This window comes from Bremerella sp. JC817 (assembly GCF_040718835.1).
Lineage (GTDB): Bacteria > Planctomycetota > Planctomycetia > Pirellulales > Pirellulaceae > Bremerella.
Genome location: NZ_JBFEFG010000281.1, coordinates 807,176 through 831,090, shown reverse-complemented (window position 1 = coordinate 831,090; position 23,915 = coordinate 807,176). Strand labels below are relative to the sequence as shown.

Sequence of the window (23,915 nt, the reverse complement as noted above, 5' to 3'; positions counted from 1 at the left end):
CGCGGTAATCAGTGGATCTTGCGCCCCCCTTTGAAGAAGATGAGCCGAATGAACTGCCGAACTGTTCTTTCCATCGTCATGATCACCACCTGTCTGGCCTCCATCGGATGTGCCACGACCGGCAACGGCGCAGGGTCCATGTTCGCCAAATCGGAGTCCGCTCCGAAGAATCAATTCGCCCAGGAGATCAGCCTGGCTCGTCTTTCGGAACGCAATGGTGCCTATCCGACGGCGAAAAAGCTCTATCGCCACGTGTTGGCCGAGCAGCCCAATCATCAATTGGCGCTGCATCGCATGGGGGTGATTGCCGGTCGCGAAGGGGAATACGAAACCTCGGTTGAGTATTTGACCAAAGCTTCGACTATCGGTGATCCTTCGGCCGAGCTTCTGTCGGACCTGGGTTACGTTTACTATCTGCAAGACAACCAGGAACTCGCCCAAGCCACACTTGAAAAAGCGTTGGCGACCGATCCGGACTACAAAGCGGCCCGATCGAACCTGGGTATCGTGTACGCAGAGTTGGGACAGTACGACGTCGCGTTGAACCACTTCCGTCGTGTATCGAGCGAAGCGGAAGCGTACTCGAACCTGGCTTACATCCAAAGCCAACGAGGCGACATCGAACTGGCCGAAAAGAACTACATTCGTGCGTTGGACATCGACAAGCGGTTACGTCCAGCAGCCGAGGCCTTGGTTCAGATTGCTCAGGTCACCGGCGAAGTCTCGAACCGTCCGGAAGTTCGTCCACACGTGATTCCTTCGGCCGAACCACAAGCTCAGCCTGAGTTGGTCGCCGAAGCATCGCCGGCTCCACAAACGACGATTCCAACCGCGGCCAGCATGATTGCGAACCAGTCGCCACTGGCATCGGCCACACCGGCCCCTGCAACCGTGGCAGCGGAAACTGCTTCGAGCAATAATCCACTTCGGTCCGCTTCGCGTTTCAGCGAGTCGTCGAATCAGGGTGTTCAGCAGGTGCAATACAGTGCGGACACACGCTCGGCTTTGCCAGCGACTTCGGCTACGCTTTCGCAGCCGTCTAGCGGCTTGAAGATTCCAACGCAGAGCTTGGGTACGGCACCGGCTGTTTACCAGATCTCGGATCAGCCAACGGCCAGCAACGTTCAGAAGCCAGCAGCTGCCGCCAGCTCGATCGGCGCGACCCCTTCCGCTTCCGCTCAGAACTTCTCGAACCAGGTTCTCAGTGCTTTGCAGACTGCCGCTTCATCGCAGCAGTAAGCTTAGTTACGGCCTTGGTTCCGTTGCTGACGGAGTGCCACGCATTGCGGAAACCGCTTCGTCGGCTGCGGTCTGATTCAAAGCACCACCTGGGGCCGTTTCTCGCATCGAGAAGTCTCGCAGTTCCATCAGTGCCGGACCGAGCAGCAGGACATAGATCGGCGGGGTGAGAAAGAAGATCACCGGGAACAGCAGCTTGACCGAGGTGCGGTTGCCTTCTTCTTCGGCACGCTGACGTCGCGATTCGCGGATGCTGTCGGCGAACTCATGGAACGCCGCGGCAACATTTCCACCCAGACGCTCGGCGTGATGAATCAGCGTCGACAACGCAGTCACATCGGGTTCGTCGACCCGTTTGGCGAATTCTTTCAGGGCATAGTCAAGCGAACGTGCCGAAGCTTGACCTTCCAGGATGGTCAGTTCACAGGCCAGATCGTTATGCGAAGAATGTAGCTCTCGGCTAACATGTTTGATGGCACGCTGCAGCGGCATACCTGCCGAAACGGTCATCGTAATCATGTCGAGCGCGTCTGGCAGGCCGTAGCGAATGCGTCGCACGCGGGCCGAAGCGGTGGTCGACAGGATCACACGCGGAAGACCCCAGATCATGGCCAAAACGATCCCACCCGCAATTAGGTAGGTTTGCTGCGTGGCGGCACCATCGTCGATGGTCAACACCGCGGCTACTGCCATAAAGATCAGCCAGGCGAAAACGGCGGCATTACGCAATGCCAAATAGTCTTCTGCGGCATAACGGCCATAGTGACCGGCTTGAACCAATTCGGTTTGCAGCTTGTCGCGACTCTCGTTGGCAATCGGAACCATGTAGGCGAACAGCTTCGTGAAAATACCGAGCGAGCGACCGCTGGATGCTTCGAGGTAGTCTTCCGCGCGGTTCCTGCCCAGCCACAGCAACAGGCTGCCACCGAGAAACAGCAGGATGCTGATTCCGAGAAACGCGCCGACAACTTCCAGGCTCAAATCCATGAGATTACTTTTCGCTTAATAACGGCTGCGGAGCATGCGGGAAACGATCACCAGGCCGATCACTTGCGAGATGGCGGCGGCAATCAGAACAATACGCCCGGTCGGGTCGTTCCAAAGCTTGCTGCTGTATTCCGGCTGGAAGACAAACAGGTAAACGAACAGCAGTGGACCGAGCGCCGAGATGATGGTCGCGGTGATGCGACCTGCTCCGGTGACAGTTTTCAATTGACGTTGATAGCTCATCCGGTCGCGAATCACGCCAGCGAGACGTTCCAGGGTTTTCGGCAAGTTACCACCTGCTTCGCGGTGCACGCTCAGTGCCGAGGCAAAGATGCGAACGTCCATCGTAGGGACGCGGTACGCGAAGCTCTTCATCGCGGCGGAAAGGGAAAGGCCCATTTCCAGGTGCTTGGCGATACGGCGGAATTCTCCGGCGACAGGATCGTTGACCGAGCCACCGATCATGACCAACGCCTGATCGAGGCTTTCGCCAGCACGAACCGCACGAGCCAACAGGTCGAGTGCGCCTGGGAACTGATCTTCAAACTGCTTCATGACCCGTTGATAGGTGATCGATAAGATGACGAAGCAAAGTACGATTCCGATCACGGCGGCGATCACGCTGTAGCTGACTTCTTCGGTGAAGACAAACACCGCCATGCCGAGCGTCGAACCAATCAGCAGGAACAACAGCGATGCCATTGTGACGCTGGTGTTCATGCCAGTCATATAGACGGCACGTTCAAGCCAGACATCGAAACGGCCAACCGCTGTTTCGTCAGCAGCTTCGATTCGGGCAGGCAGTTTCTTCAGGATAGGCGATGCCATCAATCGCGAGTCACGCGACGAGAACAGATCGCGAAAGCCCATCAGCATCGCGCCCAAAGCCGCGGCAATCCCACCGAACACGAAGATCGGCAGCGAGTTGGCATTCAGGGCTAAAGCAAGTTGATCCACGGGGGGAACTCTTTCTGATCGGGGCGACTAGGCGTCGGCCTGGAAAATGTTCGTGTCGATTTCGACGCCAGATTCCAGGAAACGATCGACGCAGCGTGGACGGTAACCGGTCGTCACGAAGCGACCCTTGGCGTTGCCATTTTCGTCGAGGCCCTGGTGCTCGAACCGGAAGATGTCGTGTAGTTGGTATTCGCCATCGGCCGTGCCGACGATTTCGGCGATACGCGTCACCTTACGGACACCACCCTTCAAACGGGCAACGTGAACGATCACGCGGATACCACTGGCGACGTAGCGACGAATCACGCTGATCGGCAATTCAAAGCCAGCCATCGCGACCATCATTTCCAAACGGTGCAGGGCGTCGACGGCGTCGTTGGCGTGAATTGTGGTGAGCGAACCTTCGTGACCGGTGTTCATGGCCTGCAGCATATCGAGTGCTTCCGCACCACGAACTTCACCGACCAGGATGCGGTCAGGTCGCATACGCAGACTGTTGCGAACCAGGTCGCGAGGCGTCACAGCACCGTTGCCTTCGGAGTTGGAAGGACGGGTTTCCATGCCAACCACGTGAGCATGTTGCAGCATCAGTTCTGCCGAGTCCTCGATCGTGACGATACGTTCGTCGTCCGGAATCGACTTGCTGAGGGCATTGAGCAAAGTCGTCTTACCGGCACCGGTACCGCCCGAGATCATGAAGCTGACTCGGCCTTGGACCGCGGCTTCCAGGAAGGAAACCATCGGCTGGCTGATCGATCCGTTCTCAAGCAGTTTCTCGAGCTGCAGATGTTCGACACCAAAGCGACGAATGGAAAGCTTCGGTCCGTTGAGAGCCAATGGCGGAACCACGGCATTGATACGCGAACCATCGGGAAGGCGAGCATCGACCATTGGGCTTACTTCGTCGATGCGACGACCGACGCGGGCCACAACTCGTTGAATGATTCGCACCAGGTGAGCGTCGTCGGCGAAGACGATGTCCGACTTTTCCAGACGGCCATGACGTTCCAGGAAGACTTCATGGGCATTGTTCACCAGGATATCGCTGATGGTGGAATCGCTCATCAATGGTTCGAGCGGACCCAAGCCGAAGACCTCGTCCTGCAGTTCATGCAGTAGACGCTCGTGCAGGTCTTTTGCGACTTTCGGACGATAATCGCGAATAACTTCCTGGGCCAGGTTCTGGACGTTGCTACGCATCCGCTCGTCGTCGATCCGCGCGACCAGCGACAAGTCGAGCGATTCGACCAGTTGCTCGTGAATGTCGGACTTCAGACGCTGGAACTCAATTTCGCTCAGCGGCGAATCTTCCGTCTTAGCAGCAGATTTGAAACGAATCATAACCGGGCCAATTCCATTCTTTGAGAAGCGAAGCCGCGCGTCGAAAAGGACCCGCGGCTACCGACAGGGCGGCGGAGCTTATTTCACCGCGTCCGCACGATTGGCGTCGGCCGGAGGATCGGCTTTGGCCTGCTTGTTGACATTCTGGTTGGCTAGTTGCTGCGGGTCGAAGTTGTGACGGAATCGTTCACGGAACTCGACCTGCGAAATGTTGTGACCACGATAGACTTCGATGCGTTCCCGCGAGATCGGTCGGTTCAACAGGCGATCCATCGTCATGCCTGCCAACTGGCCGTCTGGGTTCACGTCGTCTGGATGACGCAGGGCCAAAGCCATCGTGCCGCGACCTTCCACCACTCGCAGAGCGACGGCCTGGTCTGGCGAAACGGCCAAGGTGACCGAGGTGCGATCCATGGCCTGACGTTGACCACGGATGGTTCGCATTTCGGTGGTGGTGCTGTTCACAGCCAGAACCTTGACGCCTTCCAACAGGCTGACAGTCATTTCTGGCAGATCGGCTGCGTCGTCTTCTTCGCTGCGGAAGAGCACGTCGACCCAGGTACCTGGCGTAGCAAAGCCTTCAACCGCTTCGTCGGCGGCAACCTTGATCGTCACGGCTCGCATGCCTGGATCGAGCGATTCGACAATGCTCGGGCCGGTCCCTTCTGGGAAGAAGAGATGCGTATCGAACGACGACCCGCGTGGCAGATCGACTCGCAGAGTGCGGCCGATGATGTTGCTGGTATCACCCATGAACATCGGTGGCAGACCAGCATCCTGAATTTGCTTGGATGTCATTTGATGAATGACGATGTCGCCCAAAGTGATTTCGCGGCCTGCCTTCAGGTCCATGCTGGACCGCGGCACGATGTAAGTTTTGACTGTGTTATCCACAGCCACCACTTGTGGCTTCTGCATATTCTTCTGGACGATGTACGCTCCTAACAGTCCAAACATGACTGCGACGACGCCCAAAAGCAGTGTTCCCGGACTTACCCTCATGTTCTCGTCTACTCCGAGTATGTGCGAATCACTCGCAACAATTCTTGATTTAGTTTTCCAGTGTAATTGGGGTTCCCGACATCGCTACCCATTTCAAGGTGAATAACCCACCCAGCACGAGCCAGGCTGAAATGGTTGCCGGAATTGCGTAAGGGACCACGCGGTTAGCGAGGGTCGAACCTCGCTTTTCCCCCTCTTTAGGTTCTGGTGAACCGAAAGCCAGTCCCCAAACAGCCACGACAACCAGACTGATCGCTGCGACCAGACCGCTGCCGATGAAAATGACCAGGATGGCTTTCCAGCCAACCCATGCTCCGAGCGCTCCCATGAATTTGACGTCTCCGCCAGCTCCGCCGCCGATGGCGAACATGACGAACAGAATGCCAAATCCCATGCCGAAACCTGCCAGCGAAAACAATAACCCTCCCAGGAAACCCTGGTCAGACAGTGCGCCGACTACGCCGTGGAAAACCAATCCGGCGAAGAAAGACGTCACGGTTAACCAGTTGGGGAGGCGTCTTGTTTTCAGGTCCCACGCGCAGCCCATCAGGGTATACGCGGCGACACAAAGCAGGACGATTAGTTGTGGAATCATGGAATTGGGATGCTCGAAAAATAACATTCGGACGTTTCACACGCCTTAAGTCAGGCTGTGTTCGACGCTAAGTCTCCGTGATGTAAATCTCTTAAGGGTCCAACACAGGCTGACCTAAGGAATGGCGGTTATTCCTAAGGCCAAATCTGGGGCAAGGTGAAACTGCCGGCCTGAACCAATCGTCAAGCCGGCAAGTAACATCACCTTGTTGTTGTCGTTGGCAATGTTGCGATCGCCAACGACGAGTTTGTCATGCGATGTCAAAGTCGCAATTAAGGAACTGGCACAGCCTGAGTAGCACCTTCTTCGAAGGCACCGACGGTGTGGGCGATGCAAGCCAGGTCCGAAGTGGCGGTGTCTTCGCCTTCGTCACAGAAGTCGGTCTGGTCGATGAAGTCCGAACCGGAAACTGCCGAAGCGTGACCGGTGACCGAGTTCCAGACGTACGACTGGTTGACGTTCTGGATAGCGCCGGCAACGTCAGCCAGTTCGCTGGTGACGGCATTACGGACCGAGTCCAGACCAACGATCAGACCGATAACGGCGATGGTCGAGATCAGGATCAATTCAGCGGAAACGACGAAACCAGCTTCGTCATTCCACAAACGCTTAATGAGGCTCATTAGCTCATTCTCCTAGGGAAAAAACACACACGAAAAAATGTTCTTCTCACCTGCTGACGTGTCCCCGAATCGACCGCCTCGATTCGTTTGCTGCCGGTTTGGCGAGAAGGTTCACTCCAAACAAAAAGTGATTTGGTTATGGAACCGAACCAACAGGGAGAGTCACCGGCGATTCGCCGCCGGTAGGCTCGACAAAGGTTATCCCTGCGGGTGGTTCATCAACATTGTCTTCCAAGGTTGGAAGCGGGTCGGTGTAATTGGCGAACCAGATGGTTTGCGGAGCGGCTGGGCCGTTACCGTCCGGATCGAGTTCAATGCGATAGCTGTAGGTCTGGTTCAAACGGTCCAGGGCCACGGAGATGTCGCCGAACTCTTGGACGATGGAGTCACGTAGGGAAGCGGCTCCCACGATGACACCAATCGCGAGGAGTGCGATCATAAAAATGATGCCCATCACGCTCGCACTACCACGACGTTTTCTAAGGTTCCGAGATCGAATCGAATTAGCGTTGCGATTCCTGTTCATATTTATGGGCCTCCCAGGGCTTCGCCCTCTTCTTGAGCATCCGGCCCGATGCTGACGATCGTCGGAGGTGGGTTGCCTGCGGTATCTTGGCCATCACCAATATCGCGGCGATCGGTGTACTGATAGTTGCGGAAACGGGAGGTCACCGAGACGCCGGGCTGACCGTTGATCGTGAAGTCGCGTTCGACGGTCACGAAGCCGTTCGCACCAGCGGCAGTGATGATGGGGCCGCTTACGGCGCCATTGCTGTCGACGAAGACGCTGTAGGACTGATTGACCTGACCCACGGCGGCTGCCGAATCACCCAATTCCTGAACGACCGAGTCACGCAGCGACGCCAGACCAACAATCAGGCCGAGCACCGCCAAGGTGGCGATCAGGATCAGTTCTGTGGAATTGACGAAACCACGTTCGTCATTCCAAAGTTTCTTCATCACGTTCAACATGAGGTTTTACCTATATCTCAATATCAAGTTCCGGCGGTTATCCTTCCGCGCCGGTGGATGGACTTGCGAGGGGAGTTAGCTCGTGCGGGAACTTGCCACGCCACAAGCACAGGGCCCGGCAGACGTGGGTGAGAAACGTGAAGTTCTCGTCCACCGACTTGGGCTCCATTTGATCGACTTCCACAACCAGCCACTGAGCTGCTCGAACGATGACTTCGCGAGGTGGCAAGACCTCGGCCGGAGCAATCGCCCACCATTCCAGGGCATGGCCAGTGGCCAGGGTTCGACGCATCGTGACGTCGCCGAATTCCGCTTCTCGAGCAGGAATCGATGCATCTGGCCAGTTTTGATCCCAATAGCCTTCAGTCGATTGGCTGCGGATTAAACGGGTCGTGGCTTCGTTCAAGTGCGCGACAATCAGGTCGCGGGTTTCTTCGTTTTGGAACAGTCCGACCTGGTCGTCGAATTGCAGCAGCATCGCCAGCGAATACAGCCGGTGGTTGCCGTAGCAAACGCCTTCATTCCAGTGTTGTCGCATCAAGCGGCGAGCCAGAATGTCGAAGGTGACCTGTTCGCCATCTTGCGAAATCCAAGAGGTCGGGCCGGTGGCATACGACGCCGCGGCGACCGTGGTCCACTCGTACTCTTGCTGGTTGATCCGGAAGTCGAGCATCGCTGCTTCCAGCAAATCGCGAACGGTGTAGTTCCGCGAGTCTTTGCCCAGAACGATCAGGGCATCAAGCGTGATGCCGATTTCGGCCAGCGTACCGAGCGTGTGGTCGACGTGACTGGAAGTCGCATTGCCATCGCGAGTACGGAAGCCAGGACCGAATTCGCCTTCCAGCAGCAGCGGAGCCGTTTCGCCCCCCCAGGTCTCTTGGAAGGCGTTCTGATCGGTCAGTATCGCCAACATCTCGGCGCCGCTCAGGCAATTCGGATCCTCGAACGTGGCACTCACACCCCAGCAGCGAAGTGCGTGATCGACATAGTTGATCTTGGGACGCGGCTGACGCAATTGCGGACGAAGCTTGGTGATCGTCGCGGTCAACTGCTCGTCGGTGATGACCTGCGGCCAATCGTACTTCAGCACGACATTGCGCGGCTCGTTCTGAAATTCCGGCAGCTTGACTGGTTCGGTCGGCAGCGAATAAACCGCCGTCACACCAATGCCGGTGATCAGCAACAACTGCGAAAGGGCGAACAGCCAAACGGCGTTCGCCATGCCATGCTTTGGTTGGGCGTTCGACATTAGGAACCGTTCCTCCGTAGTACGAGGGAACGGTCATCTTCGAAGCCGACGTGCCAGTTCTCGTTCGGTTCGCGAACGGTCTCGAGCATCGCGGTTTGCGTGGTTTTGTCGACGACCAGTGCATCGATGTTGTATCGCTGCGATGCTTCCTGCCAGATCGATTCGCCTCGCGTGATGCGGTTGTAGTCGTACTTGGCCTGCTGCGGCAGGTTTTTCATCGAGCTGGTCGCGAAGACATCGGCCTGGCCACCATAATCGCTGCGAAGGAGGTCGCCCCAAATCGCTGGTGCGAAGACGCGTCCTTCCACCGGATTCTTTCGGAGATAAGCGGTCGCCGCGAGGGGCACTTCTTGCTTGAACAGATTGCCGATGGCCCGTGGTTCTCGACCCAACAGCGAACCGCTGAGGGGAGACAAGGCGAAGACAATCCAGATCAGCAGCACGGCACCCAGGCTGTAAGCGAATCGCAAAACGGGTGGCTTGCCATCCGCTTCTTCCATCGCCGGAGCAATGATTGGATCGACCCCGATCGACAATGCTTGTTGCAGGCGAGGAATCAAAACCAACGCCGTCAGCGGGCCGAGCCAAACAATCATGTCGGCCGCCAGCAGTGCGAGAAGACCGAAAACTGCGACCACGCCAGCTTCGACCAGCACGCGATTGTCCGTTCGTTTCGCGATCAAAATACCGATCGTGACGAACAAGACGACCCAGCAAACACCAACAGGGGTGACGAAGTCGAGCAGAGTGCCCATCACCGAGAAATTCTGCCACAGGTCGGTCCAAAGACCGGTACCCAGTGGCGTGAACAGTGTCGCCACGATGGCGGTTTCGGCCGTGATAAGACTGATTTGGAAGCGGCGATCGGTCAGCAGGGGCTTCGACTGAAAGTGATGTTCGACCAGCAATTGCACTGCATTGCCAATCGCGACACACACCAGGAAACCGACACCTACGAAGACCGACGCGTCGAAGTTCGCCCATAAGACGATCACGGCGACCTGGACGATTGCGGTCATGATCGACGGTGCCCAGCGATCCTTCAGGGTGAGCAGGATTAAGGAGATCCAGAGTGGCAGTACCAGCAAAGTGGCACTTCCGAGTCCGAGCGATCCCCAGGCAAAAATCGCGAACCACAGGGTCCCGGTTCCGGTGAACAGTGAGTTGCGGGTTCGCATCCAAAGGGATACAGCGATCGTGATTAAGGAGATCGAAGCCAGGATCGTTGTGGCCCAGGTAATGGCCTCAAACGATTGGCGAGCGATGATTGCCCAGAAGATCGAGCTCAGCCAGGCCGTTTCATGAACCGGCAACCCTTGCGACAGCGACTGGGTCACATCGGTTGTTGGCAGCGAGCCGGTTGCCAGGATCGCTTCGCCACGCGTCGCCAGCGACCAAGTCGTGTGCGAGGTGAGAGGCGTGAAGCTGATCAACAAGAACAACGCGCAAACCACTCCGACGACGGACATTTGTCGCCAAGAGAGCACGAACCGATCACTGAGCAGGGATTCCAGCTCATATTGGTCGGTATCGATGGTTGTTTCGCGTAATGTGGACAAGGCGCCGACAGACAACAAGGTGGGTTGCTGATGGCATCCGTGCTAGGAAAGGATTCGCGAATCCGTGCGAATCTGGCTTGGCTTGAACGCTTAACTGTCCCGGAAGGCAGTGGTTCGGTGTGAGATCTGGCGACCGGAAATATCGAAGCCCATATTGCTGAGCTCGTTCGGAATCGGTGCATCATCCACCGAGACATATACCGTCACGATCACCTGATCTGGGTTGGCAAAAGGAACCGCTGCGGGTGCCGTTGCCAGGGAGGTATCTCCGACGGTGGTCACAAGATTGTCTTCCTCTACGACGACCAGGACGCCAGTGTTTGTACCGAGCACCAGGCCATGGACAGAGAGACTCTCGTTCACCACGTCGGTGGCGATGAAGTCGGTCGTCTGAGTTCCGGTCTTCTTGGCAACTTCGCGAGCTGCTTCCTCAGCCGCATGTTGAACCGCCTGACGGATGGTTACCGTCGGGCCAAGCACGAAGAAAGAGAGTGTGGCAATCAGCAACACAGGGAACAGCAGCAACACTTCGAGCACTTGGATGCCCGATCTGCGCTGTTTGAGCCCGGATTGTGGATAGGACTGCACCAGTACGCTCCCCCGAAACGACTGAAAACCGTTCATCTGTAGGTCTTGCTGAAGCAAGACTTACGGAGACAAGTTGGTGATGGCTTCCGCAAGTTCGAGAAGCTCGTTCAACAACGATCCACGAACGGTCGCCAATCCGGCGATAACGCCGATCCCCACAATCGTGAGCAGGAGCAGGTATTCGACGAATACACTTCCCCGACAATCGCCCGCCAGCTGCCGAATTTTTTGTTTGATCCAACTCATGGTTGATCCTACTGCCATGAAGGGTTGCTGCCCGTCTTAGGTTACGTTTGCCGATGGGGCTTGAGAAAAATCCCCATAAAGTCCCAAGACGATCCCAAATGCGTTAGATTAATCTGATTAACCGACACGAATGGAACAGGTCTCAGTTTAAAAGCGGAAAACCTTGTTTCAACTGGCTAACCCTGGTATTTTGAAAAAAATGAACCAGCCTGAGCGATTTCGCTAAATAGGGCATCTGGGAAAGAGGTTCCGGCGTCACTCTTCATGCCGGAATTCGTTTTGAAAACGCGCGATTGGCAATTATAGGTATTCAATCACGTGTTCTTAGGGGGAAATGGATTCTTCAATGGTGCAGACGCGCAAAATGAAGCGACGAGCCGCCAGTCTCTTGGAAATTATCCTTGGGCTGCCTGTGCTGTTGATCTTACTGTTTGCCGTGGTTCAGTTCGGGCTGCTGCAAGCAAATCAGCAAACGCTGAAGATGGCCAGCCGCGCCGGCGCCCTCGCCGCGACGGAATTAGTCATCAACCCTAGTGATACGGATCCACCCCCGGAAGTGCTCGCCGCGATCAACGAAGTTTTGCAAGAAAGTGGTTTGATCGACAGTGGCGAAACGATCCAGGGAGTCGGTGCGGTGCACCTGAGATACCTGGTCTATGACAACGGCGCCGGGATGGATGTCGCTGGCATTGCTTCTGTCGGAACGGGTTGTGATCCACCGACCCCGCCGACCCTGACCGCTCAGTTTGTTCAAGTCACCGTTTGCTTGCCGGCAACGCGTTTAACCCCGAATACTATGGCTCCTTTCGGCGTTGACTTCTCTTCTCGATACGTCTCGGAAACCAGCCTATTTCGTCACGAATTAGTGCCTTAGAGCGAACGAATAGCGGAAGAATTCATACAGATGTATTGGATAGGTAGATCGATCGTCCTGGTTGCGGTGCTCGTCATTGTCGGGGCATTCTTCTGGTCGAATCTCGCACGTTCCGACTCTGGTACTTCCGCGAAAGCGACGGGACCGGGCGAAGGCGATTTGCAAATCGATCCGACCGGTTTGGGCAGTTCGGACGACGACTTCTCTGGTGACGATGACGTGCATGTCTCCAACATGCAGAACAGTCTTACACGGTCGCTCGATGGCATGCTCGCTTCGCACGGCGAGGTCTTTAAGGACGCCGAAGGTGGACTGCGAGATCAACTGGTCGATGCCGACCGACGTCTCTCGGGGATCAAGTCCGAAATCCGCAGTGCACTTCGAAATGCGAATCGACAGATGCGTGTCCCAGGCCAAAATTCGCCGCTGATCATGATGGTGGTTTTGGAAGGCGCAACCAAGGAGGACGTCGGTTTTTATGCGCAATCTGGAAAGACCCCTCTCCTGGAAGCTCTCGCTGAACAGGGAACTGTCTTTCAGTCATGCTACGCCGGACCCACCGCTGAAATCGCGCAACACATGCTTCTTTCCGGCAGCAGTTTTAGCGCAGGAAGAAGCCGCAATAACCTGATTGCTGAAATGATGTGGAATTCGGGCTATCGAGCTTTGTTGATGGATGGCAGTGATTGGCTAAGTGTCCAGGATCTCCCTTACTATGACGAGCAGGTCCAACTGGCCCTGAATCCGGAAAGTGGCCTGCCCGAGAAACTCAGCTTTAATGGTGCTGAAGCGAAGATTGTCACCAATCTGAATGACGACCCTAATGATGACGTTTCTGCCGCAAAGCTTCTGCTCGGACAGGCCCGCGAACTGTTGGCCAACACACCTTCCAAGCGGCCAACCTTCATCGAGTTCCATTTCACGCTGACGGCGAAGGATGAAAAGCAGCGTGCCGCCGAGGTTGCCGAGATCGATCGCCTGGTCGGGCGACTCTTCCATGCCTTGGACGAAGCCCGCAATGGCCGCCAGATGATGATGGTCGTCGTGGGGCTTCCTGCGGCCAACGCTTCGCCAGTTGAAGATCAGTTGGCCCTCACCGAAGACAACCTGCAAGTTCCTTTGATGATCTACCGCTCGCATCACAAGGGCGTCGCCAGCATCGATGCCCCAGTTGGGCTGATCGATATCTTGCCGACCCTGGGTGATGCGGTCGACAGCAGTCGTGTTCCTCGAAACGATGGACACTCGCTTTTGAAATGGATGGATGGCGAGCCGATTCAAACGCAACGGGTCTTTCGCTGGTCGAACCCGAGTGACCCGAAGCATGTGGCCATTCGCCAGGGACCATGGAAGGTGGTGATGGGGCCGACCACGCAGTTGTTCTATCTGCCGGACGATCCGCAAGAGCAGACCGATGTGGCCGCCAAGCATCCTGATATTTTGAAAACACTGGCTGAGCACGGACCAGTCGAGTCGCGATAAACTCCTTGAGCCAACCACCTCCCATGATGAACTTCGAGCGACGACTCAGCTTTCTTTCGCAACGCGCCCGCCGTGGCGTTTCGTTGTTGTGGCTGCTGATCGCCTTTCCCGCATTGCTGTTGTTCCTGGTGTTCGCTGTCGAAATCGGCAACATCTGGTTGGCTCGCTTGGAACTGGAACAAAGCCTCGAAGCGAATGCGCTGGCCGCTGTGAAGCGCTGGGCGGAGACTGGTGGTGGCGATACTTTGGCCGCACGACAGTTCGGAAATCAATTCTCGATCAATAATCCCGTGCGCGGAGTGCCGGTGAGCCTGACCGACATGACCTTGAACAGTGCGTTCACCAACGGCACAAATCAACTCAATTACAACGCCGCCAACATCAACGACAATTTCTACTGCACGGATATCAGCGACTACGACGACTTCGAACAGCCTGGCGTGATGGTCTTCGGGGCGATTACTAACTTAGATGGGGCGCCAAATACCGTTACCTTTAACGCCGGTGTCGAGCCGAGTTGTTCCAACGGAAGCGTGCTCGTCGATGCTTCTGGTAGTGGTCAGTTGAAGAGTGGTAATAGCAATCAATGGGGGATTTCTTATCGGGCGACAGCATCCTCAATCTCCGGAAATCGGCGGATTACTATGATCGAAATCGATGTCGATCCTTCCCTCTGGTATGACGGTGTTTCATCGACTGGATACGTCTTTCCGCTTAACACGGCACAGACTTCAAATGCGACGACTGGAAACTATGCCATCACTTACAGTGGCGGTTCGCTTCCGTTGACGCAGCCCGATAACTTCTTCTACGCCTCGGCTTCCGGAGGGACCTTTGTGTCCCGCAGTGTCGTGGTCAATTACTCGTATGACCATGCCACTATTACCCCCGGCACCCCACCTAATCCTTATCATATTCTCCGAATGGAATTCCAAGGGAGTGATGGTGTTGATGCATTGAAGCCCGGCGAGCGATTTCGTTTTGGTGCCGCTGTAAGCGCTAGTTTAGGAAGTTCATCTCAAGTCGATGGCGACGGGTTGGCGGGAATCGCCGAAATTCGTGTCTATTACAACGGCGATACCTCGAACCCTGAGGTTGGGACATTAATCGACGACACTACGGGTGGAGCATCTGGCCAGTGCCGAAAGCGAGCCGAGGAACGCGATAACGCGGGGCCAGTATTGGACGCACTTGGCCTTCGACATGTTGTTCCTCACGAACTGCCAATCATGGATCTACCTTGCCCGCCCACATCTTCTGCTGGAAATAACGGACAATCTTGGGTTGAAATTGGAAGTGGCGTTAATGGAAACTACTTCGCCGTCCGAACCCAGGCCACGATCGGTGTCGAAAGTGTCGTGAAGTCTCTCGGCGGGTTTAATTTGGGACCGTGGGGCGTTAGTGCCAAGGCGACGGCATACTTTAATTGCGACGAAGACGACGCCCGATTGATTCGTGTCGATATCTTCCGCTGTGCGCCGTAATGTTTCTAACCGAGACCGACTGGTCGAAGGCTTTCAAACGATGAAAATCTCTGCGGCGAACTTGCTTCTGCTTCTCCTCGGTCTGATTCCTTGCCTGACCGGTTGCCAGCAGCAAGAGACCTCCGCCGCCGATCGAACTGCCGCTGCTCCTTCTGCGGAAACGGCACCAGTCGAGAAGCCTCGCCCGGCGGTTCATTTCGACGTCGCCAATGCCGCGGTCGAGTCCCGCATTGCGGACGATCTTGATTACCTGGCGTCGGACGAACGCGAAGGTCGCGGCCCCTATTCCGACGGCCTCGAAGAGGCTTCGCAGTACATTGCCGAACAGTTTGAACTGGCCGGACTGAATACGCGTTTGATCGAAGGCAAGCCGTTTCAGGTCTTCTCGAAACGGGATCGAGTCAATCTCGGCGAACAAAACCAATTGCAGCTTGTCGCCGCGGATGGAACAACGATCGAAGTTCCGCAGAGCGACTATCAGCCTCTTTCGCCAACCACGACTGGCACGTTCGACTTGCCACTGGCATTCGCCGGCTACGGAATCACTTCACCGCGCGATGGCTACGACGACTTCGCCAATTTCGATGCCAAAGGGAAGGCGGTCGTCGTCCTGCGGCACGAGCCAGACCAAACCGGTAAGACGCAAAAGTTCGCTGGCAGCGGCAACTCGAAATTTGCCTATCTGTCGACCAAGATCGTCAACGCGATCGAGCACGATGCCGCGGCAATCTTGATCGTGACCGACGAGGCCGCACTGAGCAAACCTGGAAGTGGGGATGATAAGCTGCTGTCGTTTCAAATTCGGATGCCACTCGATTTCGAGTCGAAGATCCCGGTGGTGCATATCAAACGTTCGATGATCGACGCCATGCTAAAGCAGGCCGGTAAGCCTTCGCTGGCAGAGTGGGAACGGAAGGTCGATCAAGATCTGAAGCCTGACTCGTTCGACCTGGCTGGCGTCCAAGTCCGGGGCGAGATCGATGTCGAAACTTCCAAGCGTACGCAAAAGAACGTGTTAGGCGTGTTGCCTGGCCGAGGGAAGTTGGCCTCGGAAGTGGTCGTTGTCGGTGCCCACTACGATCACCTTGGCCGTGGTGGCTCAGGCTCGCTTGCTCCCTGGACGAAAGACATTCATAACGGTGCCGACGACAACGCCTCCGGCACGGTCGCGCTGCTGGAAACGGTGCGGCAATGCGTCGCCTTCGATGGCCCTGACCAGCGAACGATGCTCTTCATCGCATTCGCCGCGGAAGAACAAGGTTTGATCGGCAGCGAATATTATGTGCGGCATCCGCTGTTCGACATCGAGAATACCAAGGCGATGCTCAACTACGACATGGTGGGTCGCCTACGAAAAGAGAAGCTGACACTTTACGGCTTCGATACGGCCAAAGAATTCGAAGGCTGGGTTGATGCGGCCGCTGAGAAACAAGGAATCACCTTGGCCAAGGTTCCTGGTGGGTATGGGCCAAGCGATCATGCTTCGTTCTACGGTCGCGGCATTCCGGTCATGCATGACTTCACCGGGTTCCATTCGCAGTACCATCGCCCCAGCGACGATATCGAGCACATCAATGTGCCCGGCATTCGCAAGATCGTGGCGATGAATATCGATATCCTCAAGCATTTGATTGTCGACGAGATCCATCCTGTGGTGGGCTCGGAAGGCTCGATGCTCGATATCTATCTGGGCGGGCTGGGGCTTGGTAAGCCTGGTGGCGAGAAGAAAGACCCCGAACAAACACGTCGCGCCCTGGGTGTGAACGTCGGCGATCCGACGACCAGTGGTTTGCCAATCGTTCAAGTCACCAAAGGAGGCGTCGCCGAAGTGGCCGGCCTGCGTGGTGGCGATTTGCTGCTGAGTTGGGCCGGCCAGAAAGTGCAATCGATCGAACGTCTGCGCGATATCGTTCGGGCTGCCCCGCTGGGCGAAAAGATTCCGGTGCGTATCATGCGTGGGATGCTGGAACTGGAGCTCGAAGTCGAGTTCCCCAAGTAACGCCGGCTGGCTTGAGTCGCGCGCGGGAACCGATTAGGCTGATGGGGCACGTCTGGCCTCCTTCCCCATCCCATCCTCCCTGCACAAGTGACCATTGTCATGCTGCGAACGTTCGCCCCGTTGTCGCTGTTGTTCTGTCTGTTTGCCTCGGTTTCGTTCGCTCAAGACGAACAATACCAGCCTGGTCCCGATGCCGAACGCAAAGAAGGCGTTCCTCAGGGAACCGTCACGAAGCACGTTTGGGATAAGAGTGAGATCTACCCAGGGACCGTGCGTGACTATTGGGTTTACGTGCCGAAGCAATATCAGAAGGGGCAGCCTGCCTGCTTGATGGTGTTTCAAGACGGGGCCGGGTTCGTTGCCGACAAGGGGCATACCCGCGTGCCGATTGTGTTCGATAATCTGATCCACGCAGGCGAGATGCCGGTAACGATCGGTGTGTTCATTCAGCCAGGCGTGATTCCGCCCGCGAAAGAAGGACAGAACCCACGCAAGAATCGTAGCTTCGAGTACGACACACTCAGCGATCAGTACGTCCGCTTTCTGACCGAAGAGATTCTGGCCGAGGTAGGCAAGTCGTACGACATTAGCAGCGATCCGAAGCACAGGGCGATTTGTGGGAACAGTTCCGGTGGCATCTGTGCGTTCACGGCAGCCTGGGAACGCCCCGATCAGTTCGGCAAAGTGGTCAGCCACATTGGCAGCTTCACCAACATCCGGGGTGGACACGTTTATCCAGCCATCATTCGCAAGACCGAAAAGAAGCCGATCAAGGTCTTCCTGCAGGATGGTGAAAACGATCTCGACAATCTGCACGGCAACTGGCCGCTGGCCAATCAGCAGATGGCTGCCGCTTTGAAGTTCACCGGCTACGACTACAAGTTCGAGTATGGCGTTGGCAAGCATAGTGGTCGTCACGGCGGAGCGATCTTCCCCGACACGATGCGTTGGTTATGGAGCGATGTCGTCAGCCAGAACTAAGGTTCGACGAACTCCCGCTTTTCCAATTACCACACTTTCGTTGAGGAACGCCATCATGCGGATTTGGATTGCTACGTGTTTGCTTCTGGCATGTTGCCAACTGGCGTGGTCGCAAGACATGCCATTGTCCGACGTGTTGATCGATGGCCAGGACTGGGAACTGGTCGCCGATGGTTACAAGTTTGCCGATGGTCCGGCGGTGGACCTGGAAGGGAACGTCTACTTCTCGGACGTCGCCCAGCAACGGGTGCTGAAAATCGATCATGCCACCGGGAATGTTTCGACGTTCTCGGAAGGGCAGGGAGGCACCAGCGGCTTGATGTTTGGCCCGGATGGCAAGCTGTACGGAAGTCAGTACGGGAATCGCCGCATCGTCGTGTTCGATTCGGCCGGCAAGGTGGAAGTGCTTGCCGACGATCTGGGAGCCAACGATTTAGTGGTCGCCAGCAATGGCAACATCTATTGCACCGATTCTCCGCAGCACAAGGTTTGGCTCGTTCGACCCGATGGGCAGAAGCAAGTCGTTGCCGACGGGATCACGACGCCGAACGGGATCATCCTGTGGCCGGGTGAAGGAACGCTCGTCGTTGCCGATTCGGCCGGGCAGAACTTGTTCGCCTATCGCGTCGAGAACGACGGCACGCTCATCTATGGTGCCCCAGTCTATACCTGCCGCGTGAAAGAGAAGGATACGCCGAGCAAGGCGGATGGAATGACGGTCGATTCGGCTGGTCGTTTGTATGTGGCGACGAACCTCGGACTGCAAATGTTCGATTCGACGGCTCGGATCAGTGGTGTGATTCACAAGCCTTCCCAGGCATTCATGACGAATGTCGTTCTGGCCGGTCCTAAGCTCGATACGTTTTATGCGACCTGTGGCGGCGGAATTTATCGTCGTCCGACCCAAGCGACCGGCGTGCGATATGGTAAATTGAAAGCGGACTAGCTTTCTTGAACCAGCACCTGTCGACTTTGTATGAACCTGACATCCACGCCTTCGCCAACCGACGCCGCCGATTCGTCGTCAATGCCTTCGATTCGGTGGCTAGAGTGGGCACTCGTGGTGCTGTTGTTCTTTCTGTTCGTGGGGCCGCTCACACCTGAGGTCAACGAGCCGCACTATCTGTCGAAGGCTCGTCACTACTGGAACCCGGCGTGGTGTCCTGACGATCACTTCTTAAACTCGGCTGACGCGCATGGCGTGTTCTATTGGAGTTTCGGCTGGGTCACGACACTGGTTTCGTTTCCGGTGGCGGCATGGATTGGTCGCTTCCTTTGCTGGGGAGCGATTGCCTTGGCTTGGCAGCGGATGATCAACAAGATCGACGGCCGCCCCTGGTTCGGTTTGCTCACGATCGCCTCGGGCCTGATGGGGATTCATTACCTGCACATGGCCGGCGAATGGCTTGTTGGTGGCGTCGAGGCGAAGTGCATTGCCTATGCGTTTGCCTTCTGGGGAATTGGCGACGCTCTTTCCAACCGCTGGAATCGAGCGTGGATCTGGCTCGGCATCGCCAGTGCCTTCCATGTATTGGTCGGCGGCTGGATGGTCGTTTGCCTGATGATTTGCTGGCTGGTTACCCCGCGACTGCGCCCGACGCTGGTTTCTATTCTGCCTGGGCTGATCATTGGCGGAGCCATTTCGGCGATCGGTGTTGTCCCGCTCTTACTGCTGAACCTGGATGCCTCGCCGGCGGAAAAGGATTGGGCCAGCTATTACTACGTTTACGAACGGCTCTCGCATCACCTCGTGGTGCATACGTTCCAAGCAGAGTTCAAGGTACGCTTCACGCTGGCCATTCTGGCCTGGGGATTGACGGCCTGGCTGGTACGATCGCACGACAAGGCACGAATCCTCAATGGTGTCGTGCTGGGAAGCGTTGTCCTGGTGGTCATCGGTGTGGTGATCGATCAGATGTACTTCATCGTGCTGCAAGATTGGTTAACAGGTGCCAAGTTTTTGCGGCTCTATTGGTATCGCATCGCTGACGTGATGGTGCCGTTGGCCCTGGCCGTAAACATGGTGTTGTGGTGCCACCTCAACCGCGAGCGGTTCCCGGTGATCAGTCGAAGCGTACTGGTCGGCATGGGATTGTTAGTAGTGGTCGGAATGGCGGTTCGTACGACCGATCGATGGACCGCGACGGCAAGTCCTTCCGATCGAAGCTCGTTGGTCAGCGATCCGGCGGCCTGGGAAACGACCTGTTATTGGGTCCGCGATAACACGCCGGCCGATGCGATTTGTTTGACACCGCGATTGCAGTCATCGTTCAAATGGTATGCCCAACGGGCAGAAGTCGTCACGACGAAGGATGTCCCTCAAGACGATTTAAATTTGCTCGAGTGGCGAGCCCGTCGCGGAGATGTCCACTGGCGAAGCTTTCACAACGAAGAAACCTTGAGCCTGGCCGGGCTCACCGAAGCCGACATTCGCGAGCTCGCCGACAAATATCAGGTACGCTATGTGATTGTCGATCAGGCCCTGGCCCGCAAAGATGGAAAAGTCCTCGATTGGACTTTCCCCAAGATCTTTCCTGCCGGCGACGACCAGACGGCAAGTTACGAAGTTTATGAAGTCACTCCTTAAAGACCGACGATCGATTGCCTGGGCGAAGAAGCTTCGTCAGGCATTGTCGATGCCAAGTGGTAACTTTCCCCACTTGAAGCACTCGTCACCGAATCTGTCGTATGGTCGCCACAAAGGACCTGCTTTATCACGTGCCCGTCGTGCCGCGAATTTGATTCTGCTTTTTCCGGATAACGCAGGCCGCTGGACGATACCGCTGATGATTCGGGCCGAGACCGAAGGAATCCATGCCGGCGAGATCGCACTGCCAGGAGGTCGACGCGAGCCAGGCGAAACGGCGCGCGAGACCGCCTTACGAGAGTTTTGGGAAGAAACCGGTCACCGTGTGGCTGAAAAACAGGTTCTCGGCGAGCTGCCTCCAACGCATGTGTGGGCCAGTAACCATCAAGTGCGAACCTTTGTCGCCTTGCAGCACTCTATACCAGTCTGGAGCCCAGACCCCAAAGAGGTCGCTGGCTTACTGTTTCTCCCCCTCAGCCATTTGATGAACCCTGGGAATTTCGGCATGCATCAGGTCACTCGCCGCCGCGTTCAATTCTCTGCCCCTCATTTGAGTGTTTCTGGGCAGCGCGTGTGGGGTGCCACTCTCCGTATGTTGGTCGAATTGGGGGAAGTCCTCGGTTCGGCCGAATAATCGCAATCAAGCATGCTTCCGCGAAGTTGGGCATGCATCTTGCAACTCGAAACAGTTCCCCGAGATAGCTCGACCGGTGGGACCTCCCTATGTTCGCAGGCGGGTGGTCCTTTATACTAACCGATCGGATCTCTATTTCTGTCGCCAAACAATGGGCTGATTGCCATGACGGTACGTGTCGGCATTCTTGGAGCCACGGGTTACACGGCTCTGGAATTACTGAAAATCCTCGTTCACCATCCTGAAGTCGAAGTCACCGCGCTGACGACCCGGCAGGAAGATCGTCCGCATGTGAGTTCCGTGCATCCTCAGTTCCACAAGGTGCTGGATCTGCATCTCGAGAATCTGGGGCCAAGCGAACTGGCCGAGCGATGCGACTGCGTGTTTGGCTGCTTGCCGCATGCCGCTTCTGCCTCGGTGATTCCGGAAATGCTGGAAGCTGGCATGAAGGTGGTCGATCTGAGCGCGGACTACCGCCTCAACGATCCCGCCGTCTATGCTCAGTGGTACGGTGCCGATCATCCCGATGCGGAACGAATGAAGACCACCATCTATGGTCTGCCGGAACTGTTTCGTGAAGGGATCGCCGAAGCCCAACTGGTTGCCAACCCTGGTTGCTATCCGACCGGTGTTTCGTTGTCGTTGGCGCCGCTGCTGAAGAATGGTTTCATCCGTCCCGATGGCATCATCGCCGACTGCAAGAGTGGTGTCAGCGGGGCAGGACGCACGCCAAAGCTTGGCACCTTGTATCCTGAATGTAACGAAAGCTTCGCGGCGTACGGCGTTGGGACGCATCGTCATATGCCAGAGATCGAACAAAACCTGAGCGTCTATTCCGGCAAGGCGGCCAGCGTGATCTTCACGCCCCACCTGGTGCCGATGGATCGCGGGATCTTGAGTACCTGTTACGCGATCCCGGATAAAGACGCGTCGGAAAAGGAGTTGCTGGCCTTGTTGGAAGAGACCTACGCCAATGAACCATTCGTGCGTGTCCGTTCCGACCTGCCAGCGACCAAGCACGTGGCTGGAACTAACTTCTGCGACATCACTGTGCGTCGTGTGAAGGATCGCGTGCTGACGATTTCGTGTATTGATAACCTGATTAAGGGTGCCTCCGGTGCGGCCGTACAGAACTTCAATTTGATGTACGGATTCGCGGAAACAACCGCTTTGCTTTGATTGGATGTTGAAGGACGACGAAGGATGACTTCTCCCATTCCCGCTGGTTTTCGACTCGGTGGCTTCCACTGTGGCCTCAAGCGAAATCCGAACAAGGAAGATCTCTCGCTGATCGTATGTGACGAAGATACGGTAGCCGCTGGCGTCTATACGACGAACCTGGTGGTTGCCGCCCCAGTGGTTTGGGATCGCGAGCGTACCCCTTCCAACAAGATCCGCGCCGTCATCACGAACTCGGGCAACGCCAATGCGTGCACCGGGGAACAAGGCGTGAAAGACAATGCCGAGATGGCGGGCATCGTCGCTGAGAAGGTCGGCGTTTCGGCCGATCAGGTGCTGACCATGTCGACCGGCATCATCGGCCATCACTTGCCCATGGAAAAGGTTCGTTCCGGTTTGGACGAAGTCTTTCAACGGCTTGGCACCGACGACGCCCATTTCGATGCCGCGGCGCGCGGGATCATGACGACCGACAAAGGCAAGAAGATCGCTTCGCGTCAGTGCGAAGTGAACGGACAGCCGGTCAAACTGGTTGGCATGTGCAAAGGTGCCGGCATGATCGCCCCGAATATGGCGACCATGTTGTCAGTCGTACTGACCGATGCAACTTTGTCGCCCGAGCAGGCCAAGCAGTTGCTGGTGGAAGTCGCCAACGACACGTTCAACTGCATTACCGTCGATGGGCATCGCAGTACGAACGATACGCTACTGCTGCTGGCCAGTGGTAAGGCAGGCACCGGCGAACTGTCGGGAGTTGCCCTGGAAAGCTTCAAGGCAGAACTGACGCAGCTTTGCGAAGACCTGGCCAAGCAGATTCCGGCCGACGGCGAAGGTTCGACCCACCTGATCGAGATCAACATCGAAGGGTGTGCCAACCGGGAAGATGCCTTCCGAATTGCCAAGACCGTGGCCGATAGCGCTCTGGTGAAAACGGCAATCACCGGTGGCGACCCGAACTGGGGGCGAATCGTTTCGGCGGCGGGTTACTCCGGCGTGAACTTCGATCCGATGGGGATGGAACTGATCGTCAATGGTCACCTGTTGTACCAGAAGGGTACGCCGGTGAAGTTCGACGAGAAGACCGTTAGCCAGTCGATCAAAGACAGCTTCGAAACCGACGTGACGCTGCGATTCACCGAGGGTGATACGAAGTTCCGCTACTGGTCGAGCGACCTGACGGTGGAATACGTGAAATTCAATTCGGAATATCGCACTTAGGCTCGCTAGCGAAAGCCGGGTGAACGATACTCAGGCAAACCACGGAAACGGCCTCGATTCGATACGACTCGGGATCAGATTCCGTGGTTTGCTGATTTCTTGATCGCTCGAATGGCAGC

General features: G+C 56.4%; 23 protein-coding genes. 11 read left to right on the top strand and 12 right to left on the bottom strand.

Annotated features, from left to right (window positions below; all coding sequences use genetic code 11):
- Positions 1 to 48 precede the first annotated feature (48 nt).
- Positions 49 to 1,239, top strand: a complete 1,191-nt coding sequence (locus AB1L30_RS26375; protein WP_367017507.1) for a tetratricopeptide repeat protein — start codon at positions 49 to 51, stop codon at positions 1,237 to 1,239.
- Between the two features lie 6 nt (positions 1,240 to 1,245).
- Here the strand turns inward: AB1L30_RS26375 and AB1L30_RS26370 are convergent, their stop codons facing one another.
- The 12 genes from AB1L30_RS26370 to AB1L30_RS26315 form a co-directional block, all read right to left on the bottom strand.
- On the bottom strand, positions 1,246 to 2,226 hold the full coding sequence (locus AB1L30_RS26370) for a type II secretion system F family protein (protein ID WP_367017505.1): 981 nt from the start codon (positions 2,224 to 2,226) through the stop codon (positions 1,246 to 1,248).
- Positions 2,227 to 2,241: 15 nt separating this feature from the next.
- A complete protein-coding gene (locus AB1L30_RS26365) occupies positions 2,242 to 3,183 on the bottom strand; it encodes a type II secretion system F family protein (RefSeq protein ID WP_367017503.1) in 942 nt (313 codons plus the stop codon).
- 27 nt (positions 3,184 to 3,210) lie between these two features.
- Entirely contained in the window at positions 3,211 to 4,524 is a 1,314-nt protein-coding gene (locus tag AB1L30_RS26360) for a CpaF family protein (protein WP_367017501.1), read from the bottom strand.
- 78 nt (positions 4,525 to 4,602) lie between these two features.
- Complete coding sequence (gene cpaB / locus AB1L30_RS26355; RefSeq protein WP_367017499.1) at positions 4,603 to 5,526, bottom strand: Flp pilus assembly protein CpaB; 924 nt, start codon at positions 5,524 to 5,526, stop codon at positions 4,603 to 4,605.
- Positions 5,527 to 5,575: 49 nt separating this feature from the next.
- On the bottom strand, positions 5,576 to 6,148 hold the full coding sequence (locus AB1L30_RS26350) for an A24 family peptidase (protein ID WP_367017498.1): 573 nt from the start codon (positions 6,146 to 6,148) through the stop codon (positions 5,576 to 5,578).
- 245 nt (positions 6,149 to 6,393) lie between these two features.
- The gene (locus AB1L30_RS26345) at positions 6,394 to 6,744 is read right to left on the bottom strand and encodes a hypothetical protein (RefSeq protein ID WP_367017496.1); all 351 of its coding nucleotides are present in this window, start codon (positions 6,742 to 6,744) and stop codon (positions 6,394 to 6,396) included.
- Between the two features lie 136 nt (positions 6,745 to 6,880).
- Positions 6,881 to 7,183, bottom strand: a complete 303-nt coding sequence (locus AB1L30_RS26340; protein WP_367017495.1) for a hypothetical protein — start codon at positions 7,181 to 7,183, stop codon at positions 6,881 to 6,883.
- Positions 7,184 to 7,272: 89 nt separating this feature from the next.
- Entirely contained in the window at positions 7,273 to 7,716 is a 444-nt protein-coding gene (locus AB1L30_RS26335; protein WP_367017493.1) for a hypothetical protein, read from the bottom strand.
- A gap of 37 nt (positions 7,717 to 7,753) precedes the next feature.
- A complete protein-coding gene (locus AB1L30_RS26330) occupies positions 7,754 to 8,965 on the bottom strand; it encodes a hypothetical protein (protein WP_367017491.1) in 1,212 nt (403 codons plus the stop codon).
- Positions 8,965 to 10,434: a hypothetical protein gene (locus tag AB1L30_RS26325; protein WP_367017489.1), complete on the bottom strand. Its 1,470-nt coding sequence runs from the start codon at positions 10,432 to 10,434 to the stop codon at positions 8,965 to 8,967. Before AB1L30_RS26325 ends, AB1L30_RS26330 begins: the two co-directional genes overlap by 1 nt.
- 180 nt (positions 10,435 to 10,614) lie before the next feature.
- Positions 10,615 to 11,148: a hypothetical protein gene (locus AB1L30_RS26320; RefSeq protein ID WP_367017488.1), complete on the bottom strand. Its 534-nt coding sequence runs from the start codon at positions 11,146 to 11,148 to the stop codon at positions 10,615 to 10,617.
- Positions 11,149 to 11,172: 24 nt separating this feature from the next.
- A complete protein-coding gene (locus AB1L30_RS26315) occupies positions 11,173 to 11,358 on the bottom strand; it encodes a hypothetical protein (RefSeq protein WP_367017486.1) in 186 nt (61 codons plus the stop codon).
- Between the two features lie 346 nt (positions 11,359 to 11,704).
- On the opposite strand from AB1L30_RS26315, the gene AB1L30_RS26310 reads away from it, so the two are divergent.
- The 10 genes from AB1L30_RS26310 to argJ all read left to right on the top strand — a co-directional run bounded on the left by AB1L30_RS26310 (position 11,705) and on the right by argJ (position 23,796).
- Positions 11,705 to 12,232, top strand: coding sequence for a TadE/TadG family type IV pilus assembly protein (locus AB1L30_RS26310; RefSeq protein WP_367017485.1), 528 nt, complete (start codon positions 11,705 to 11,707; stop codon positions 12,230 to 12,232).
- Positions 12,233 to 12,262: 30 nt separating this feature from the next.
- Positions 12,263 to 13,714: a sulfatase-like hydrolase/transferase gene (locus tag AB1L30_RS26305; RefSeq protein WP_367017483.1), complete on the top strand. Its 1,452-nt coding sequence runs from the start codon at positions 12,263 to 12,265 to the stop codon at positions 13,712 to 13,714.
- A gap of 23 nt (positions 13,715 to 13,737) precedes the next feature.
- The gene (locus AB1L30_RS26300; RefSeq protein WP_367017481.1) at positions 13,738 to 15,198 is read left to right on the top strand and encodes a hypothetical protein; all 1,461 of its coding nucleotides are present in this window, start codon (positions 13,738 to 13,740) and stop codon (positions 15,196 to 15,198) included.
- 40 nt (positions 15,199 to 15,238) lie between these two features.
- Entirely contained in the window at positions 15,239 to 17,197 is a 1,959-nt protein-coding gene (locus tag AB1L30_RS26295) for a M20/M25/M40 family metallo-hydrolase (RefSeq protein WP_367017479.1), read from the top strand.
- Between the two features lie 102 nt (positions 17,198 to 17,299).
- Positions 17,300 to 18,178, top strand: coding sequence for an alpha/beta hydrolase-fold protein (locus tag AB1L30_RS26290; RefSeq protein WP_367017894.1), 879 nt, complete (start codon positions 17,300 to 17,302; stop codon positions 18,176 to 18,178).
- Between the two features lie 55 nt (positions 18,179 to 18,233).
- The gene (locus AB1L30_RS26285; RefSeq protein WP_367017478.1) at positions 18,234 to 19,124 is read left to right on the top strand and encodes an SMP-30/gluconolactonase/LRE family protein; all 891 of its coding nucleotides are present in this window, start codon (positions 18,234 to 18,236) and stop codon (positions 19,122 to 19,124) included.
- A gap of 30 nt (positions 19,125 to 19,154) precedes the next feature.
- Positions 19,155 to 20,765 (top strand): DUF6798 domain-containing protein, encoded by a 1,611-nt coding sequence (locus AB1L30_RS26280; RefSeq protein ID WP_367017476.1) that lies wholly within the window; start codon positions 19,155 to 19,157, stop codon positions 20,763 to 20,765.
- Positions 20,749 to 21,399 carry a CoA pyrophosphatase gene (locus AB1L30_RS26275; RefSeq protein ID WP_367017475.1) on the top strand — a complete coding sequence of 217 codons (651 nt, stop codon included), beginning with the start codon at positions 20,749 to 20,751 and terminating at the stop codon, positions 21,397 to 21,399. Before AB1L30_RS26280 ends, AB1L30_RS26275 begins: the two co-directional genes overlap by 17 nt.
- A gap of 156 nt (positions 21,400 to 21,555) precedes the next feature.
- Positions 21,556 to 22,578: an N-acetyl-gamma-glutamyl-phosphate reductase gene (gene argC / locus AB1L30_RS26270; protein WP_367017892.1), complete on the top strand. Its 1,023-nt coding sequence runs from the start codon at positions 21,556 to 21,558 to the stop codon at positions 22,576 to 22,578.
- A gap of 24 nt (positions 22,579 to 22,602) precedes the next feature.
- Positions 22,603 to 23,796 (top strand): bifunctional glutamate N-acetyltransferase/amino-acid acetyltransferase ArgJ, encoded by a 1,194-nt coding sequence (argJ, locus tag AB1L30_RS26265; RefSeq protein ID WP_367017474.1) that lies wholly within the window; start codon positions 22,603 to 22,605, stop codon positions 23,794 to 23,796.
- The last annotated feature ends 119 nt before the right edge of the window (positions 23,797 to 23,915 follow it).